Source organism: Rhizobium sp. X9 (genome assembly GCF_018873185.1).
Lineage (GTDB): Bacteria > Pseudomonadota > Alphaproteobacteria > Rhizobiales > Rhizobiaceae > Agrobacterium > Agrobacterium oryzihabitans.
Genome location: NZ_CP071311.1, coordinates 2,091,625 through 2,107,793 on the forward strand (window position 1 = coordinate 2,091,625; position 16,169 = coordinate 2,107,793).

At 59.4% G+C, this 16,169-nt stretch carries 19 protein-coding genes; 8 read left to right on the top strand and 11 right to left on the bottom strand.

What is annotated here, in order from left to right; genetic code table 11:
* Positions 1-34: 34 nt before the first annotated feature.
* A complete protein-coding gene (locus JZY08_RS10260) occupies positions 35-448 on the top strand; it encodes a GNAT family N-acetyltransferase (protein WP_082184486.1) in 414 nt (137 codons plus the stop codon).
* Here JZY08_RS10260 and JZY08_RS10265 read toward each other — a convergent pair.
* On the bottom strand, positions 445-1,398 hold the full coding sequence (locus JZY08_RS10265) for a LysR substrate-binding domain-containing protein (RefSeq protein ID WP_216330075.1): 954 nt from the start codon (positions 1,396-1,398) through the stop codon (positions 445-447). The genes JZY08_RS10260 and JZY08_RS10265 overlap by 4 nt on opposite strands.
* 87 nt (positions 1,399-1,485) lie before the next feature.
* Between JZY08_RS10265 and JZY08_RS10270 the strand changes: the two genes are divergently transcribed.
* On the top strand, positions 1,486-2,451 hold the full coding sequence (locus JZY08_RS10270; RefSeq protein ID WP_216330076.1) for an MBL fold metallo-hydrolase: 966 nt from the start codon (positions 1,486-1,488) through the stop codon (positions 2,449-2,451).
* Positions 2,452-2,510: 59 nt separating this feature from the next.
* On the opposite strand, the gene JZY08_RS10275 is transcribed toward JZY08_RS10270, so the two are convergent.
* Both JZY08_RS10275 and JZY08_RS10280 read right to left on the bottom strand, forming a co-directional pair.
* Positions 2,511-3,824: an MFS transporter gene (locus tag JZY08_RS10275; RefSeq protein WP_216330077.1), complete on the bottom strand. Its 1,314-nt coding sequence runs from the start codon at positions 3,822-3,824 to the stop codon at positions 2,511-2,513.
* Between the two features lie 334 nt (positions 3,825-4,158).
* Entirely contained in the window at positions 4,159-4,728 is a 570-nt protein-coding gene (locus JZY08_RS10280) for a GNAT family N-acetyltransferase (protein WP_035242115.1), read from the bottom strand.
* A gap of 299 nt (positions 4,729-5,027) precedes the next feature.
* Here JZY08_RS10280 and JZY08_RS10285 point away from each other — a divergent pair, with 299 nt between their 5' ends.
* Positions 5,028-6,020, top strand: coding sequence for a glutathione S-transferase family protein (locus JZY08_RS10285; protein WP_137038051.1), 993 nt, complete (start codon positions 5,028-5,030; stop codon positions 6,018-6,020).
* A gap of 15 nt (positions 6,021-6,035) precedes the next feature.
* Here JZY08_RS10285 and JZY08_RS10290 read toward each other — a convergent pair whose 3' ends face one another.
* On the bottom strand, positions 6,036-6,527 hold the full coding sequence (locus JZY08_RS10290; RefSeq protein WP_137038052.1) for an NUDIX domain-containing protein: 492 nt from the start codon (positions 6,525-6,527) through the stop codon (positions 6,036-6,038).
* A 66-nt stretch (positions 6,528-6,593) separates the two neighbouring features.
* On the opposite strand from JZY08_RS10290, the gene JZY08_RS10295 reads away from it, so the two are divergent.
* A complete protein-coding gene (locus JZY08_RS10295) occupies positions 6,594-7,544 on the top strand; it encodes a metallophosphoesterase (RefSeq protein WP_003494563.1) in 951 nt (316 codons plus the stop codon).
* Positions 7,545-7,756: 212 nt separating this feature from the next.
* Here the strand turns inward: JZY08_RS10295 and leuA are convergent, their stop codons facing one another.
* From leuA to JZY08_RS10315, 4 genes are all read right to left on the bottom strand, one after another.
* Positions 7,757-9,466 (bottom strand): 2-isopropylmalate synthase, encoded by a 1,710-nt coding sequence (gene leuA, locus JZY08_RS10300; protein ID WP_216330078.1) that lies wholly within the window; start codon positions 9,464-9,466, stop codon positions 7,757-7,759.
* A gap of 318 nt (positions 9,467-9,784) precedes the next feature.
* On the bottom strand, positions 9,785-10,027 hold the full coding sequence (locus JZY08_RS10305; protein ID WP_216330079.1) for a CopG family antitoxin: 243 nt from the start codon (positions 10,025-10,027) through the stop codon (positions 9,785-9,787).
* Positions 10,008-10,277, bottom strand: a complete 270-nt coding sequence (locus JZY08_RS10310; protein WP_003494557.1) for a BrnT family toxin — start codon at positions 10,275-10,277, stop codon at positions 10,008-10,010. Before JZY08_RS10310 ends, JZY08_RS10305 begins: the two co-directional genes overlap by 20 nt.
* 34 nt (positions 10,278-10,311) lie before the next feature.
* A complete protein-coding gene (locus tag JZY08_RS10315) occupies positions 10,312-11,490 on the bottom strand; it encodes a benzoate/H(+) symporter BenE family transporter (RefSeq protein ID WP_216330080.1) in 1,179 nt (392 codons plus the stop codon).
* Between JZY08_RS10315 and JZY08_RS10320 the strand changes: the two genes are divergently transcribed.
* Together JZY08_RS10320 and JZY08_RS10325 are read left to right on the top strand one after the other, a co-directional pair.
* Positions 11,456-11,710: a hypothetical protein gene (locus JZY08_RS10320; protein ID WP_164055984.1), complete on the top strand. Its 255-nt coding sequence runs from the start codon at positions 11,456-11,458 to the stop codon at positions 11,708-11,710. The genes JZY08_RS10315 and JZY08_RS10320 overlap by 35 nt on opposite strands.
* A gap of 66 nt (positions 11,711-11,776) precedes the next feature.
* Entirely contained in the window at positions 11,777-12,859 is a 1,083-nt protein-coding gene (locus tag JZY08_RS10325) for an esterase-like activity of phytase family protein (protein ID WP_216330081.1), read from the top strand.
* A gap of 83 nt (positions 12,860-12,942) precedes the next feature.
* Here JZY08_RS10325 and JZY08_RS10330 read toward each other — a convergent pair whose 3' ends face one another.
* Both JZY08_RS10330 and JZY08_RS10335 read right to left on the bottom strand, forming a co-directional pair.
* Positions 12,943-13,587: an NrsF family protein gene (locus tag JZY08_RS10330; RefSeq protein ID WP_137038056.1), complete on the bottom strand. Its 645-nt coding sequence runs from the start codon at positions 13,585-13,587 to the stop codon at positions 12,943-12,945.
* Positions 13,584-14,099: a sigma-70 family RNA polymerase sigma factor gene (locus JZY08_RS10335; protein WP_035242750.1), complete on the bottom strand. Its 516-nt coding sequence runs from the start codon at positions 14,097-14,099 to the stop codon at positions 13,584-13,586. The genes JZY08_RS10330 and JZY08_RS10335 overlap by 4 nt, the downstream gene beginning before the upstream one ends.
* A 218-nt stretch (positions 14,100-14,317) precedes the next feature.
* Between JZY08_RS10335 and JZY08_RS10340 the strand changes: the two genes are divergently transcribed.
* On the top strand, positions 14,318-14,575 hold the full coding sequence (locus JZY08_RS10340) for a pentapeptide MXKDX repeat protein (RefSeq protein ID WP_003494546.1): 258 nt from the start codon (positions 14,318-14,320) through the stop codon (positions 14,573-14,575).
* A gap of 99 nt (positions 14,576-14,674) precedes the next feature.
* Here JZY08_RS10340 and JZY08_RS10345 read toward each other — a convergent pair whose 3' ends face one another.
* The gene (locus JZY08_RS10345) at positions 14,675-15,256 is read right to left on the bottom strand and encodes an ATP-dependent Clp protease proteolytic subunit (protein ID WP_035242113.1); all 582 of its coding nucleotides are present in this window, start codon (positions 15,254-15,256) and stop codon (positions 14,675-14,677) included.
* A gap of 235 nt (positions 15,257-15,491) precedes the next feature.
* Here JZY08_RS10345 and JZY08_RS10350 point away from each other — a divergent pair, with 235 nt between their 5' ends.
* On the top strand, positions 15,492-16,082 hold the full coding sequence (locus tag JZY08_RS10350) for a HupE/UreJ family protein (RefSeq protein WP_082182743.1): 591 nt from the start codon (positions 15,492-15,494) through the stop codon (positions 16,080-16,082).
* The last annotated feature ends 87 nt before the right edge of the window (positions 16,083-16,169 follow it).

The following is a 16,169-nucleotide window of genomic DNA, read 5'->3' on the forward strand; positions in this document are numbered from 1 at the left end:
AACGGCCGCCGTTGGCGGCCCGGGAAAGATGATCATGAATTTCGTTCTGAGCGATATCGCGGATGCAGACGCTGAAAAGGCCATCCGCGATCCGCTGGTGGCCTATAATCTCGCCCGTTTCGGCCAAAGCGACAAACGCGACCTCACCATCACCATCCGCGATGACGAGAACGCCGTGACCGGCGGCCTCGTAGGCTATACAGCTCGCGGCTGGCTTTACGTGCAGCTACTTTTCGTGCCGGAAGCGATGCGCGGCCAGGGCACCGGCCCGAAGCTGCTGGCAATGGCGGAGGAGGAAGCCAAAAAACGCGGCTGCATGGGCGCTTATATCGACACGATGAACCCGGATGCCCTGCGGCTTTATGAACGCTGCGGTTTCACGAAGATCGGCTCGCTTGCGCCGCTTTCCACAGGCCAGTCGATCACATGGCTCGAGAAACGCTTCTAGGCCGCGATCCCGGATAGGCCACAATCAACGGTCCGGCCCATAGCGTCGCGGATTTGCTGGCGAAGCCACACGGCTCCGGCATCCGCATCGGTCTGCAATGTCCAGACCATGGCGACGGGCGGGAACTTCAACGTCACCGGCACCGGGCTTATCTCAAGTCCGAGCATCGGCGCATAACGCAGCGCGATGCGTGAGGACACGGTCGCCAGCACCGCGGAGGATCGCGCCGTTGCCAGAACCGAGAGAAAATCCGGCGCAGCCGCGACGACGTCGATCTCGACGCCGGTCAGTTCCAGCGCATCCTTGATGCAGCCATGCAGGCTGTCCGTCTGCGATATGACCGCATGTTTGGCCGCCATATAGGCGTCCAGTCCGACGGGATTGGGCAGATCGAGCAAAGCCGGGTTGAAGCAGCAAAGAACGCTGGAGGAATAGAGCGATTCGCAATGGTGGCGCTGCTCTTTCGAATAGGCGCACCCCACAGCCATGTCTATCACGCCGGTATCCAGCATCGCCGTAATTTCCTGCTCCTGCCCGCTGCGCGCCAAGATGCGGATACCGGGCGCAATCTCGCGCAGCCTCGCGGTCAGATCCGGCAGCAGCAACAGCTCCACCTCGCTCGACATTCCGAGCCGGAATGTGCGGCGCTCCGTCGCCGGATCGAACACATCCGCCGTCAAAACCGCTGCCTGCGCCTGCCGCAATGCCAGCCTCACGGGACCGGCCAGATTGATGGCCCGTGCCGTCGGTTTCATCTCCTGCCCCACTCGAATGAAAAGCTCATCCTGAAACAGGGTCCGCAATGTCGAAATATTGTGGCTCATGGCCGGCTGCTGGATTTTGAGCCGGCGTGCAGCCCGCGTGACGCTCATCTCCTCCATCATCGCATCGAAAGCGATGAGAAGATTGAGGTCGAAGGAACGAAGATTGAAATGATCGATAGTTTGCATAAGTCACATCGATTTGATTGCTGGCCTCACTACACTTAGCTGGAGTTAGGAAACTTTCAAGGCTTCCCCAAAACTCAGGAGCTCAAAATGCCATCACGTCGCTCGCTTCTCAAAGGTGCCGCCAGCGCCATCTTCGCCGCCCCCTTCGTTGCACCCTCCCTCGCATTTGCCAGGGCACCGCTCGCCGCCACTCAGGCACCCGGCTTTTATCGCCTGATGGTCGGCAAGGTGGAGGTTACGGCCCTGTCGGACGGCGTCATCGCCCTGCCGCTTGCCAAAATCTACACCAACACAACACCGGAACATGCGGGTAAAGCCCTGCAGGATGCCTTCCTGCCAGAACAGACGCCCACCTCCGTCAATGCCTATCTCGTCAACACAGAAGACAGGCTGGTGCTCATCGATGCCGGAACGGGCGCCTATCTCGGCCCGTCCCTCGGCAAGCTCGTCGCCAACATAGAGGCATCCGGCTACAAGGCCGGCGATATAGACGACGTTATTCTCACCCACATCCATACTGACCATTCCGGTGGGCTGTCAGCGGAGGGCAAACGTGTATTTGCCAATGCGACGCTACACGTCAACGAGCGCGAGGCCGCCTTCTGGCTTGACGAGGCAAAGGCCAAAGCAGCACCCGAAGCGCTGAAGAAGGGTTATGTCGAGGCTAAGGAAAGCGTCCAGCCCTATATCGACGCCGGGAAGTTCCAGACATTTGCGGATAATGCCACACCCGTTCCCGGCCTTGGCTCAATCCTCTATGCCGGCCATACGCCGGGCCATAGCGGTATCGTGGTTGAAAGCGAAGGGGAAAAAATCGTCTTCTGGGGCGATATCACCCATGGCGACATCCTCCAGTTCGATGAGCCGGATGTCGCCATCGAGTTCGATGTCGACCAGAAGGCCGCCATCATTGCGCGCGATCTGGCATTCCGGCAGGCGGTCGAAGGCAGATATCTGGTGGCCGGCGCCCATATCGCCTTCCCCGGCATAGGCCATGTGCGCACCGACAGCACCAATTACGATTGGCTGCCTGTCAACTACACGACCCTATAGAGCAAAAAGCAGGACGGTCTGAACTGAAAGGGTCAGGCCGTCCTCCACATTACCGCAGCCTATGTCAGTGCCACCTGCCGTGTTTCGGCATTGATCATGGTTGCTGCAACGGCGGCCAGTACCAAAAGCCCGGCAAAAATGCCGATTGCGACGCCGAAGCCCTGCGCGATCGCATAGCCCAGCAATGATGGCGCCAGCAGGCCACCGAGTCTTGCCATGGCGCCTGCCGCCCCCATGCCGGTCGCCCGCGACTCCGTCGGGTAAAGCTCCGGCGTAAAGGCATAAAGCGCGCCCCAGGTGCCAAGCAGCGCAAAACTCATGATGAGAAGCGAGGCGGCGATCATCGCGCCGCCGATGGCAAGCGTGAAGAGAAGGCAACCGAGTGCCGACAGCAGGCAGAAACCGATCAGCGTCGGCTTGCGGCCCCATTTTTCAACGCCATAGGCGGCAAGCGCATAACCGGGGATCTGCGCCAGAGCCACCAGCACGAGGAAACCGTAACCGCGCACGAAGCCGAAACCGTCACCCGCCAGTTTCGCCGGCATCCAGGTGAAGACGCCGTAATAGGAGACGGAAACGAGGAACCAGATGGCTAGGATCATGATGCTGCGCTGTCTGAGCGCCGGTGAAAATATCCCCTGTCCCTTGGTGACATCGGGCTGGAAAAGCCCGGTTCCGGCATCGAGCGGCGCGCGACCATTCACCACCAGCATGCGGTTGACGACCGCCTTTGCTTCCTCCGACCGACCCGAGCGCATCAGGAAAAGCGGCGATTCCGGCACAAGGAACCGTAGGCCGAGGCCGAGAACGGCAGGAAAGGCCGTGACCGCAAAGATGTAGCGCCAGGCATCGGCAACGCCGGCAAGGCTCGCGCCCCAGGCGGCGAGCGCCACGATCAGGGTGCCGATCGCCCAGAAACCTTCCAGAAAGACCAGCCAGCGCCCGCGATTTTTCGCCGGCAGGAATTCGGCCATCATCGCGTAGTCCACCGGCAGAGTACCGCCCACGGCCGCCCCGGTCAGAAAGCGCAGGACAAGGAGAATGGCGAAATTAGGCGCAAAGACGGAAAGCACACCGAACACAGCGTCGCAGGCAACGGTGATGATCAGCACACGTCGACGGCCATAACGATCCGCCAGACGCCCGAAACCGGCAGCGCCCAGAAGCATACCAAAAAAGAAAGCCGTCCCGGTCTGCAGGGCCTGCGGCACCGTCAGGCCAAAACTCGCGGCAATCGAAGCGGCAGTGAAGCCGACCGCCAGAACCTGCATCGCGTCCGCAGCCCAGACGAGGCCGAAAATACCCATCAGCCGTCGCTGATAGGCGCCTGCGCCCGCGCGCTCCAGCGCATCGTTCATGGTAATTGCCGTCATATGCCTGCCCCCTTCGTCGAAATCGACTTTCGAGTGCTATCGCATGGGGGAGAGAAACGGAATTGAATTTTGCGGAGTGCGATGCATGGTTTCAAGACAGAATACCATCGCCTCGTCTTAGCGACATAACCGGCCCGTGCTGATATGGGGCGACTCCACGCCCAACGCCCTCATTCCTGTGCTTGTCACAGGAATCTAGCCGACGCGGCTCTCGCGCGGCGAGAGGAGTCCTTTCAGCCCAAGGACTTGGGCTGGCTGGCCTGTGACAAGCATAGGAATGAGGGAAATAGAGCGCACTGGCAAGAAACGGCAAATCCGCCGCAAATGAAATCCGTCAGGCGTAAACCCGAAGAGGCTCCTCGAAGCCATCCTCTTCCGCTGTGGCAGCAGGCACGCTGGCCTCGCATTTGTGCCAGCCGATCTTGCCCTTCAGCCGCTGGTGCACGTCGTCACCAAGAGGCACGACCAGCACCCGGTTCATATCCACCGGGCCGGGAAAATCGAGCGCCGCGTAAGCGACCTTCTCGAAACCGAGCGGCATGTAATAGGGCGGATCGCCGATCAGGATCACGGCCTCGGAGCCTTTCCGCCTGGCGGCGGCAATCGCAATCCGGACGAGCTCCCGGCCGATGCCCATATTCTTGTGCGAAGGCCTAACCGCAAGCGGGCCGAGCATATGGCCCTGCACGCCGCCCGCCAGAACCGGCGTCATGCGCACCGAAGCAATCGTCTCGCCATCGTCGGCGCAGACGAAGGAGAGCGACCGGTCATGCGGGCCCTGCTCGCGGATGCGCGCGGCTGCCCTTGTGTGACGGCCGGGACCGAATGCTTCTTCGTTGATGACTTCGATGATGGCGTCGTGCGACGCGTCCTCGGTGAGGTAGACAAGATCGTGCTTGGACATGAAGAGACCGAAACTTCCAGAATGCGGATGCGACAATAGATGACGGCTGCGCCGGTAAGGGCGTTCAGGAGCGTCAGCGTCGTCGGAGCATCCGTGTTTCGATCATAATCGACAATTTCCTCAGATTTGTGAAAATCGCAATTATCAGGAAAATCCGCACCCGTCCAGAACAAATCTCGACCTTGTCCCATTCAGCTGATGCAAGACCGGAAACGCATTGTTCAACGCGTCGCGGGTTCGCGGAACGATGCGGAACGGTTAGGATCGGCGCCAACAGGGAAACAACCAAGGAGATCGTCATGGGCATGCTGGTGGAAGGCGTATGGAAAGACGTCTGGTACGACACCAAGGAAACCAGGGGGCACTTCAAGCGCAGCGCCTCGCAATTCCGCAACTGGATAACATCGGACGGCGAGCCCGGTCCTTCCGGAACGGGCGGCTTCAAGGCCGAGAAGGATCGCTACCATCTCTATGTCTCCTTTGCCTGCCCCTGGGCGCATCGCACTCTCATTTTCCGCAGGTTGAAAAAGCTGGAAGACCTGATCTCCGTCTCCGTCGTCGATCCGCTGATGCTGGAAAACGGCTGGGAATTCAGACCGGAAGACGAGCGAACGCCGGGGGCGACCGAGGATCACCTCTTCGGCCTCTCCACGCTGTGGCAGGTTTATACCAAGGCAGACGCCAATTATTCCGGCCGGGTCACCGTTCCGGTCTTGTGGGACAAGCAGCGCGGCACCATCGTTTCCAATGAATCCGCCGAAATCATCCGCATGTTCAACGTGGCCTTCAACGATCTCACCGGATCGGAAGCGGACTATTATCCCGAGCCGCTGCGCGCAGAGATCGACGCGTTGAACGACATCATCTACGATACCGTCAATAACGGCGTCTACAAGGCCGGTTTCGCCACCACCCAGGATGCCTATCAGCAGAATGCCGTGAAGGTGTTCGAAACGCTTGATATGCTGGAGGGCCGGCTGAAGGAGCAACGTTTCCTGTTCGGCTCAGAGCAGACGGAGACCGATTGGCGTCTGTTCACCACGCTGGTGCGGTTCGACCCGGTTTATGTCGGCCATTTCAAATGCAACATCCGCCGCATTCACGATTACCCGCATCTGACGGGTTATCTTCGCGATCTCTACCAGACATCGGGCGTGCCGGAGACGGTCGACATGCGCCACATCAAGGAACATTATTACCGCAGCCACCTCACCATCAACCCGACCGGCATCGTGCCCATCGGCCCGGAACTGGACCTGACCATGGCACACGACCGCGAGGTGCTCGCCTGACGGAAGACGCCGCCGCTACCAGTAATCGACAATGGCCGCTTCGCCGGAAAGTTCGGCAAGGCGGCGGCGGGTGGCGGGCGTCACATTGTCCGGCAGGTCCGAGAGATCGAAAAAGCCGCTTTCGGAAATTTCGTGATCCGGCTTTTTCGGCGTGGTCTGGGTAACCTCCAGCCGGTAGAGCGCCACATGATCGCGGTTGCTGCCTTCCAGATTGAGGTAGACATGGAAAAGCTCGGGCTTTGAGGCCGCCGCGAGATTGCCTTCCTCGCGGATTTCCTTGCGGAGCGCCATCAGCAGGGTTTCACCACGCTCCACCCCGCCGCCCGGCAGATACCAGCCCGGCAGATATGTGTGTCGCACCAGAAAAATCCTGCCCCTGTCATCAAAACAGGCCGCACGCACGCCAAGCGTTGCACCCCGGGTGAACAGAAAAACGAAATGAAGCAGACGGATGAGGACGCGTGTGTGGAACGGACGGGCCCGCCGCTCGGTTGTCTCGTCATTCACCCTGGTATCTCCCCTTCGGCAGGCTTTTATTGGACGTGCCGCATATCATAGGTTATCTCTGCCGCCATGTTCAAACTTGCGCATATTTCAGACGTCCACCTCGGACCTTTGCCGAAACTCACTTTCCGGGAACTTGCATCCAAGCGTATCACCGGTTTCGTCAACTGGCACCGCAACCGCCGCAAGCACCTGTTCACAGACACGCTGGAAAAGCTGCTCGACGATCTGGAGACAAAGTCGCCGGATCATCTGGCTATTACCGGCGATCTCGTCAATCTTGCGACCGGCATTGAAATTCGCGCCGCCGCCGACTGGCTGGAAGAAGTGGGCGATCCGGAAAGAACCTCCGTTGTTCCCGGTAACCACGACGCCTATGTTTCCGGCGCGCACGACAAGGCCATGCGGGCCTGGTACCCTTATGTGCGCGGCGATGGCGAACCGGCGGAATGGGACGACGACCGCAAGATCTTTCCCTATATGCGGGTGCGCGGTCCCGTCGCGCTGATCGGCTGCTCAACCTCGATTGCAACGCCGCCCTTTTCGGCCACCGGCTATTTCGGCAACCGGCAGGCGCGCGCAACGGCGGAGCTTTTGAAAAAAGCCGGTGAACAGGGCCTGTTCCGCGTCGTGATGATCCATCATCCACCGATCCGGGGCGCCACTGCCGCCCATAAACGCATGTTCGGCGTTCGCCGCTTTGCCGCCGCTCTCGGCGTCGGCGGCGCGGAACTCGTGCTGCATGGCCACACCCATCTCAACACCGTCTACTGGCTGAACACCCATCACGGGGAAGATCACATCCCGGTTGTCGGCATTTCCTCTGCCAGCCAGGGACCGGGCGGCGAAAAACCGCGCGCGGCCTATAATCTCTTCCACATTTCCGGTGGACCCGGCACCTGGAATGTCGCGTGTGAACGCCATAGCCTCAATGAGACAGGAACGGGTATCGCACTTGAGGATGTGCGGGTGTTTTATGAAAATGGCAGGCCGCTGGGGTTTTCTTTGCCGAAGGAATAGAGTCCGGAGCGCTTGTGTCAGTGGGTGTAGTTCACCCCCCTCTGCCCTGCCGGGCATCTCCCCCTCAAGGGGGGAGATCAGCAAGATGCACTACCCCCGCTTCACTCTCAAACGTCGAGATGGGCGAAACCTCGCCTCAGGTCGATCTCCCCCCTTGAGGGGGAGATGCCCGGCAGGGCAGAGGGGGGTAAGCCCCACCCTTCAAACCCCGCTTACCTAGCCCGCTCTTCCAGCACCCGATTGGCCGCCGAAACAATCGCCTCCAGCGACGCCGCCACGATATTCGTATTCACCCCGGCGCCGAACAGCTTGCCGCCCGGATGCTCCATCTCGACATAAGCGATGGCCGAAGCATTCGAGCCATGCTGCAGCGAATGTTCGGAATAGTCATTTACCGACAGGTCGATCCCGAGATAGACCGACAGCGCGTTAATGAACCCGTCGATCGGACCCGTTCCCTTGCCCTCGATGCGCTTCACCTCGCCATTATCGGTGATTTCGGCAGCCACGATGCGCACGCCCTTGAAATCGCCTGCCGGATAAGTGTGGTGATCGACGAACTTGATGCGCGCATTGGGCTGCGTCACGTAGCGCTCGATAAAGCGCTCATAGATGCGCTTGGCCGGCAGTTCCACGCCCTCTTCATCGGTAATGCGCTGGATCTCCTCGCGGAACTCCACCTGCAGGTTGCGCGGCAGGTTGATGCCGTAATCCTGCTGGAGAATATAGGCGATGCCGCCCTTGCCGGACTGCGAATTGATGCGGATGATCGCCTCGTAGGAACGGCCGACATCCTTCGGATCGATCGGCAGATAAGGCACTTCCCAGACGGGATGATTGGCGACCTTGATCGCCTTCATGCCCTTGTTGATCGCATCCTGATGCGAGCCGGAAAAGGCCGTATAGACCAGTTCGCCGACATAGGGATGGCGCTCGGGGATCGTCATTTCGTTGGAATATTCGTAGACCGCCTTGATACGCTCGATATCGCGGCAATCCAGCTCGGGGTCGACACCCTGCGTATACATGTTCAGCGCCAGCGTTACGACGTCGACATTACCGGTGCGTTCACCATTGCCGAACAGCGTGCCTTCGACGCGGTCGGCACCGGCCATCAGGCCCAGTTCCGTCGCAGCGATGCCCGTGCCGCGGTCATTATGCGGATGCAGCGAAATGATGACGTTTTCGCGATTGTCGATATTGCGGCACATCCATTCGATCTGGTCGGCATAGATGTTTGGCGTCGCCATTTCCACCGTCGACGGCAGGTTCAGGATCAGCTTGTTGTCCGCCGTCGGCTTCACCACCTCAACCACGGCGTTGCAGATTTCCAGCGCCACTTCCAGCTCGGTGCCGGTAAAGCTCTCAGGCGAATATTCGAAGCGATAGCCGCCGCCGGCCTTCGCCGCCATGTCGGTGATCATCTTGGCCGCATCGACGGCGATCTGCTTGATGCCGTGCACATCCTTGCCGAACACGACACGACGCTGCAATTCCGAGGTGGAATTGTAGAAGTGGATGATCGGCTTGTTGGCGCCTTCCAGCGCCTCGAAGGTGCGGGTGATCAGCTCCGGGCGGCACTGCACCAGCACCTGCAGGGAAACATCGTCAGGCACATTGCCTTCTTCCACGCACCAGCGGGCAAAATCGAAGTCCGTCTGCGAGGCGGAAGGGAAACCGATTTCGATTTCCTTGAAGCCCATTTCGAGCAGCAGCTTGAACATGCGGGCCTTGCGGTCGTGGCCCATGGGGTTGACCAGCGACTGGTTGCCGTCGCGCAGGTCCACCGAACACCAGATTGGCGCCTTGTCGATGGTCTTGCCCGGCCATGTGCGGTCAGGAATATTGATGGTCGGGTATGGGCGATACTTCACGCTCGCGTCGGTCATACCCTTGGAAATATTGCTGATCTTGGCGTCCATTTCGCTTCCTCCTTGCGCAGTCCGCGGGCTTCTTCAAGCCATCGGCGGATGCGCGGCCCTTTAGGGCCTAAATCCAGTATAAAATGAGATTTCGAGATGAGGAGCGTTAGCGCCAGCGGGCTTTCGGCCGCCGGGCGCTCCTCACTGGACCCGGCAACCGCGTGTAAGGTCGAGGCTAAGAAGCGAGAGTGCACCGCACGGCGAGACCTTCGCAGAAATCTGCGCGCTCATGCCGGAAATGGTTGCGATGCTGTTGCTCATGGCGATGTGTATAAACAGCGTCTGGCGGTCTGACAAGTCACCTTGTGATCGCTCGCTTTATTTTACCTGCCTAACGCTCTCCAGCCTTTCGGCGATCCATTCAGCCATCAGGGATTGACGCGTCGTGCCGAGGCGCGCCGCTTCCGCATCCACTCTCCGCAAAACCTCTTCGGGAAGATCAACATCGACATGCACCAATTCCAGCCCCGGACGGGTGGCCTTGGACCAGTCGACATAGTCATCCAAATCTTCGCCATCATCGAATTTTTTGTCGAAATCTTCAACGCTTATCGTCTTCATAACGATGCTTCTCCTTGTCTCTGGAACGCCTGACGGAAATGATCCGCAACCGGTCATTTCTGTAGGTATAGACGGCGCTCCAGCACTTTCCTCGCAACTGAGCGATCATAATATACCGTTCTTCCGACGTGGTTTCGAGAGGAACGACAAGTCTTTTCTCGTCCAGCCAAAGCGCTCTTGCCTCGACGAAATCTATCCCATGTTTGTCTTTGTTACTTTCACTTTTGGCAGGATCGAATTCGAAATCCATAAATAATATTTCTTTAAAACAATAAGCTCCCTATCTAACCACGCTTCACCACCCGCTGCAACGCCATCATCAGTCCACCACCGATCAAGCCCCAGAAGGCCCCGGAAACACCGGCGAAGGAAAGGCCGGATGCGGTGATGAGGAAGGTGATCGCCGCTGCCTCACGCGTTTCCGGCTCCCTGAAGGCCGCAACGGCTGAGCCGGAAAAGGCGCCGACCAGCGCAAGCCCGGCCACCGCCTGAATGAGGATGGGCGGCGCCAGCGCCACGAAGGCGGTCACCACGCCCGCCAGGAGGCCGAAGATGATGTAACCGACACCGCCGATGATCGCCGCCCAGTAACGTCGCTTTGGATCAGGATGGGCGTCCTCGCCAGCGCACATCGCCGCCGTGATGGCCGCAAGATTGACCCCATGGCCGCCGAAGGGCGCGGAAAGCAGAGAAAAAAAGCCGGTGGCAGCGAAAAGCGGTCCGGGCTGGGGATCGTAATGATTGACCTTCAGCACGGCGATGCCGGGAATATTCTGCGAGGCCATGGTGACGATGAAGAGCGGCAGCGCGATGGAAACAACCGCGTGGAGACTGAAGACGGGCGTGACCCATTCCATCGGCGGTGTCAGCGATTGCGCCACGCTGTCCAGCGCGCCCGCCGGAATATCGACGCCGAAGATCATCACCAGCACGAAGGCGGCAAGGGCGGCGGGCACCGCGAAAAGCCGCCGGAAGGCTCCCACCACGATCCACGCGAGAATGATCGGCAGCCCAAGCATCGGGTTGAACCCGATCGCCTTGATCGGCGCGAAACACAGGCCGATGATGACCCCTGACAGCATGGCATTGGCAAGTGGCGCGGGAATGGAGGCAACCGCCCTTCCGAGCGGCCTGAACAGGCCGGCAATGATGATCAATATCGCGCAGATGATGAACCCGCCCACGGCGGCTGGAAAGCCGCCCTCGATCACGCCGGTGGTTGCCAGAAGCGCTGCTCCGGGCGTCGACCATGCAATGCTGATGGGAAGCCGGGTGGCGACGGAAAGTGCGATGGCGCAAACCCCCATCGCCACCGAAAGCGCCATCAGCCCGGAGGCCGCTTCGAAATCCGTCGCGCCGACAGCCTTCAGGCCCTGCAACACGACAGCGAAGGAACTGGCGAAGCCGACAAAGGCGGTCAGGCATCCCATGAACAGGCTCTGGACGGAAAAATCTCTCAGCATAAAAGCACTCTACGGCCTGCTGGCTGTCGCGGAAGACATAAAGCGCTATGCACTGGCGACAGGCAGAAAACGAAACTCAAAACGTGGAGCACGAATCCGAAGATGGCGGCACGTTTTGGATGAAGCATTGATATCATTCAGGATCAAAAAAGAAGCGGCTTGGCAAGATGAGGTGCCGGACTTCAGGTACGGCGGCATGGAAAACGTCATCAAAGTTTAGCGGCAGCACGCTAATCCTCTGGGCAGTCGTCACGACAGGGCATCCGCCACAACAGGGGTCGTCTCCATGTTTCGCATCATCACAATCGCCACTTTCTGTTTCGCTGCCCTTCCGGTAGCAGCGCAAACCCCGCCGGCACCAAGCTTTTTGGGGCAGATCGTCGTGCCTTCCGGCCTTTCCATCAATGGCGTCACCTTTGGCGGCATTTCCGATCTGACCTTCGACAGCGAAACCGGTCGCTATCTCGCCATCTCCGATGATCGCGTCGAAAAAGGCCTTGCCCGCTATTACGAGCTGGAACTGGCCGTGACGGAAGGCGTCGTCACGCTGAACATCGCCGCCACGCGCGAGTTGAAGGACGAGACCGGGGCGGCCTTCGCACCGAAGGGTATCGATGCGGAAGGCATCGCGCTCGACCCCAAGGGCGGCAAGCTTTACTGGTCCTCGGAACGCGACCTGAAAAACCAGCCGGCAATTTATGTCTCGGACCTCGATGGCGGCAACGTCAAGCGGCTGGAGTTGCCGGATGCCTATCTCGTCAACGACGCGAAGACCAAAGGCGTTCAGAACAATCTCGGCTTCGAAGGGCTGAGCCTCGCATCCGGCAAGCTCATCGCCGCCACGGAAAATGCGCTGACCCAGGACGGCCAGAAGGCGACGCCGCAGGCCGGCAGCCCCGCGCGTATCCTCGTGATCGATACGGCGACGCTGAAACCGGTCGCCGAACACGTCTACGTCACCGAAGCGATCTCCAAGACACCGACGGCCGCCGAGCCGAAATATAACGATAACGGCCTCTCCGCCCTTGCGGCCCTGCCGGATGGCCGGTTCGTCGCCGTGGAGCGCAATTTCGCTTCCGGCGTCGGCAACCATATCCGCTTTTTCATAGTCGATCTGTCCGGCGCCGAAAACATCCTCGGCAAGGACAAGATCGACGCCGCAAATATGCGCCCCGTATCGAAAACACCATGGTTCGAAATCAACGAAGGCGATTTCGGTCTCGATGTGGACAATATCGAGAGCCTCGCATTCGGACCGGTGGTGGACGGCAAACAGCTTTTCGTCATTGCCTCTGACGACAATTTCAACCCGGGCAAGCAGTTCACCCAGTTTGCTGCATTCGCAATCCCCGCCAACCTGGGTCAGTGAAGCCCATGAAAAGACAATGCCGGCTCGGGACGACGTCCGGGCCGGCATCGGCAAACGAGGCGATGTGGCAAAGGACGCGCCCTTCACCAGCGCAGAAGGCGTGAACCGGCAAAGGCGCCGATAGATCCGGTCAGAAGAATGCCCAGCGAATACCAGATCAGCACGAAGGCCATGCCGTTTTCGGTGCAGAACCACGAATAGACCCAGGCTCCGGCCGCACCCGCCGCAATACCCGCGACAAAACCCGCAAGCGCAGGATCAGCAGGAGCGGAGCGCTTGAGAACCGAAAAATTCGCCAGGAAGATGGGAAGCCCGAAAGCGACGATCAGAAACGGGCAATGCAGCGCGGATGACCCCATAATAAGCGCACCATAATTGCCCGGCAGTGCAAATCCCAGCTGGACCAGCGCTATCGCCGCCATCGCAACGAAAATCACCGCAAGCCACGCGAATAGCCAGCCGCTTTCACCGTCAGGACGGGCAAGGCGTCTGACAGCGACGAAAGCAATTATAGCCAGCAAGGCGTTGTAGGCGGACTTGATCCAGAACCCCACTTCGGTCAGGGCAGCATCCATATCGCCACGCAGCCCGAGAATGAAGAGCATCAGCAGCAGCGAAACGAAGATCGCCGGCACGGCGGCAAGCGCCAGCCTGCGCTCAAGCGCAAAAGCCGGTACGGGCTTCAGATCCCCCGCCAGCTGGTCAATGATGTCATCCGTCTTTCTCACGTGTCTCCCCGCAACTTTGCCGCCAGGATTTTCAGTGTCCTGTGAATGCCGACCCTTGCCGCAAGCTCGGTCTGGCCGGATTTTTCCGCCGCTTCGGCGATCGACTGCCCCTCGAGCTTCACCCTGCGAATGAGGTCGCGTTGCCGCTCCGGCAGATCATCGAGCAACCGCTCGACATCCATGCGCGCCGTAACCGCATCGACGGACGATTCCGCCTCAAGCGTGTCATCAAGCTCGACTTCGGTCAGCGCACGCGCGCCCCTGCCTCGATAGTGGTCGATGAGCTTGTAGCGCGCTATCGAAAAGAACCAGGCCGTAAACGGCCTCGCACGATCATAGGTCTCCCTTTTGGCGTGAAGCGACAGCAGAGTTTCCTGGACAAGATCCTCCACATCGCCTCTGGATGCCGACGACATGCGATGGCCGTAATAGGCGATCAGCAGCCTGCGCAAGGCATGAAGCAAATGCCTGTAAGCGCTTTCGTCCCCGTCGAGGGAACGCAGCATCAGCATTTTCAATGTTTCTTCCGAAAGGCTGCCTGTCATCGTCACTATCGGGTTATTCGCAGTCCGCAGGATATTGTTACATAATGGCTTGAAAAAAATCTCGCCCAAATATCACGTCACAAGCGCGTGAAGTCGTAACAATGGGCCGTTCCCGACCGAATGGACAATCGTGAGCCCCGGCACAATGCCGGCGGACATACAACGACGTCCAGAGGAGACCCTTCATGACCCGCATTTTTGCCGCCATCGCCACCGCTTCCATGCTGTCCGCACTGTCTTTCGCAGGCATCGCCCACGCCGACAGCATGAAACCCGATGCGATGAAGAAAGACACGATGCACAGCGACACCATGAAGATGGAGCCGATGAAGAAGGACGGCATGTCCATGGCAAGCAAAAAGGACTGCATGCACAAGGCCGGCATGGAAATGGACAAGATGAAAAAGGCCGACATGATGAAGGCCTGCGACATGATGAAATGACGCATACTGGCCTGCATTGAGCATATTTACAGGCCAGAATGGAAAAAGCCCGCACCGGTTTCCACCGATGCGGGCTTTCTCAATTTAAAACTCGAAAGCTCAAACTTCCGACTGGCTCTCGACAATCTTGCCGACGAGGCCGTAATCCTTGGCCTCTTCCGCGCCCAGCCAGTAATCGCGATCGATATCCTTGGCGATCTTTTCTTCGCTCTGGCCGGTGGCCTTGGAGAAGATCTTGATCAGGCGCTGGTTCATCTTGATGATTTCGCGCGCCTGGATTTCGATGTCGGACGCCATGCCGCGCGTACCGCCGGAGGGTTGGTGCAGCAGGAAGCGGGTGTTCGGCAGGCAAAGACGGCGTTCTTTCGGCACCGATACGTAGATCAGCGCACCGGCGGAAGCGACCCAGCCCGTACCGATGATATAGACCTTCGGCTTGATGAACTTGATCATGTCATGGATGGAATCACCCGATTCGACATGGCCGCCCGGCGAATTGACGTAAACGCGAATGTCATCGTCGCTGGCGGCGGCAAGTGCCACGAGCTGCGTGCAGACCTTCTGCGCCAGTTCCTGCGTGATGCCACCATAGATGAAGATCGAACGCGACTTGAAAAGATTCGCTTCCGTTTCCTTGCCGATCGGCAGTTCCTTGCTCTTGTCGTCTTCGTCTTCGTTCATCAACGGCTCTCTCCAGCGTAATTCGTGCATGCCCTTCGGACATAGTGCGACTTGTTACGTAAGGCAATGAGCAAAAAAGACAAGGTTCGCGCCTGAACAATAAACAGCACCCCCGGCAGATGACGCATGGACAGCCTCTTCGCCTTCGCGATATCGTCACCGCCGCATTGCAGTGCCGCCCGTTGCGGGAACCCCAAGATTCCCATGCCGGCGGCGACAATCTAAAGAGGGAACCATGCTGAAAAGACTAAGCCTCACTGCCGCCGCACTCGGCGTTACCGCCCTGCCCGCCTTCGCCCATTTGAACCCGGAAGAACACGGTTCCTTCATGGCCGGCGTGTCCCACCCCTTTTTCGGCGCGGACCACATTCTGGCGATGGTCGCCGTCGGCATCTGGGCCTCGCAGATCGCCGTGGCACAGGGCGACCGCAAGGCGCTGTGGATCGTGCCATCCGCCTTCGTCGGCACCATGGCCGTGGGCTTCCTGATGGCGGTTTATGGGGTAGGCCTTCCCTTTGTCGAACCCGCAATTCTGGCCTCCGTCATCGGCCTTGGCCTGCTGGTTGCCATGGCGGCAAGGCTTCCGACAGCTGCAGCAGCCGCCGTCGTTGGTGCCTTCGCACTTTTCCATGGCCACGCCCATGGTGGTGAGCTCGGCAGCGCCGGTGCATGGCAATTCGGCATCGGCTTCATGATCGCCACAGCCCTCCTGCATCTGGCTGGCATCGCACTCGGCCTCGGCATTGCCCGTTTCGGTTCGGTGGCAAGCCGCACCGTCGGCGCTCTGACGGCGATTGCGGGCCTGTCGCTCGCCTTCGGCGGCTGACGATCATTACCGAAATTTAAAATTCAGGCCGCTTTGAAAAGCCGGAATTGAGGCCTACCTCCTTATCGTGGATTTTCGCTTCACGGT